Below are 1,890 nucleotides of genomic sequence, written 5' to 3'. Positions count from 1 at the left end.
GCCGATCGCGACGAACGCCAGGCCTACGCAGACATTGAACAGCAGGAGCGCGCCAAGCGGGGGCTTGGCGCCGAGGAACCCGCCGAACACTAGGGCCTGTGCTCAAAGGACGGCGCTTTTCTTTCGCCACGTTGGCCACACCCCGTCATGCTGACGGATGGCCCCATTCAGCGCTCACAAGCTCAAGGAAGCTCGGCATAAGGAGGTAGTTACCCCACCGGCTCAAGTGGTCGCCGTCGAAGAAAAGGTGATGCTCATTCAAGAGAGTGCTGCATTCCGATCCGGGGCACAGGGTTGAAAAAGTATCCCACCTCGTGACGAGACCTTCTTGTTCCAAAATGTCGATGCGCTGATTAGCCGGCGCAGCGAGGCTTTTGATGTATTCCCGGGACACCGAAAAACCTCCCTGGCATTGCGGGTTCATCTGGTTAAACCAATCGGCGCAGCGAAACACCGGTGACGGAAAGACCGGCGTGGGTGAAGTAATCACCACGAAGAGGCCGGCTTCTTTGAGCTCGGTCAATGGCCCCCTCGCGTCCTCCAAGACTTGCTCATGCACTTCAGGCGTCTGAGTGGCCATGAAGCCCTCCAGGGTTTGCTCCTGGCTTTGAGTCTGACCATTAATCAGGCTAGAGATGCGTGGTGTGCGAAGCGAGGAAAAGAGCACCAAATCGCCCGGATTCGACGACGCGATAATCTCCTTAACAACATCCTGATACTCGCTACACCCCTCACGAGCGCTCAACAAACCAACCACACGGCATTCCCGATCGTCTAGGACACGGTATTCAAAACCCGATGCCGCACGTAATTCGGTGAGCAGGGTGCCAAAGTGCCGTGCGTGAGAATCCCCGACGACGATGACGTTTCGCCCGTCGCCCCACCCGCCGTAATGCGCGTACTCTTCCTCCGGGTCACCCACGGAAGCGGGCGGGTCAAAAATTTCGCCTTGGGCTGTGACACTCAGGGACAAAAACGGCTCTGTAGCCCTATCCCCCAGGTACAGGGAACCCGCAACAAACACCGTGGTCGCGGCGGCCGCCGCGACCAGTTTTCGTGGTGAGAGCGACACGTGAAAACTGCGCCGCAGGATGGGTTGCTCCACAAAGCGATACGACATCCACCCAAAGAGAAAGGTCAACACTGTCGCGAGGACGTAGTGCCACCACAACTCGAGACCGAGGGTCCACCGCAAGAACACGATGAATGCCCAGTGCCAGAGGTAGAGGGAGTAGGACCAATCCCCGACGGTGATGGCAAACGGGTTGTGAAATACGCTCTTGCCAAGCCCTGGCAGGCCATCGGGGTCGCCCTGGAGGGCCGCGATGATGAGCCCCGTGCCCATTACGGCGGGAATAGCCCACGGAAACGGAAAAGAGGCCTGTTCGGCAAACAACAGCGCCCATGCCACCGCAGTAGCCCCCACCACGAGGAAAGCACCCACCCTGCGGCCCTGTGGCGGTCGGATTAGCCCGAAGGCAAAGGCCAGAGCAAGCAGTGCTCCTGCGCCCAGTTCCCAAAACCGAGACGTCAACAAGTAAAAGGCGCCGATGGGGTTCGCAGAGGATTCCCATACGGACCAGCCAAAGGAAAAAACTGTGGGTATCGCGATAGCGGCAATGGCCAGCAATCGACCGCGCCAACCGACGCTTCGCGCCGCAGCCCACATTCCAAGCCAGAGCAACAGCGGAAAAAGGAGATAAAACTGCTCCTCAACACCGAGCGACCAGGTGTGGGAAAACGCGTTAAAGGCCAGGCGCTCGTTGAAGTAACCCTGGTCGGATAGGTACAGGGAAATATTGCCCAAGCCCACACTGGCGGCGAGCGCGGTCTTCGGACCATCCCCTCCCAGAGAAAAGCCACCCGGGATAAACAGTGCGACAAACGCAG

Annotated in this window: 1 protein-coding gene; it reads right to left on the bottom strand. The window is 58.8% G+C overall.

Translation table 11 applies throughout. The annotated features are described in order from the left end of the window. Positions 1-145 precede the first annotated feature (145 nt). Positions 146-1,890: acyltransferase family protein (locus RI518_RS07830; RefSeq protein WP_310689816.1), on the bottom strand; the 1,745-nt coding region annotated here is incomplete at its 5' end.

This window comes from Pontimonas sp. (assembly GCF_031581085.1).
Taxonomy (GTDB): domain Bacteria; phylum Actinomycetota; class Actinomycetes; order Actinomycetales; family Microbacteriaceae; genus Pontimonas.
The sequence above is the reverse complement of the archived record's forward strand: the minus strand, read 5'-3'. Positions and strand labels throughout refer to the sequence as shown.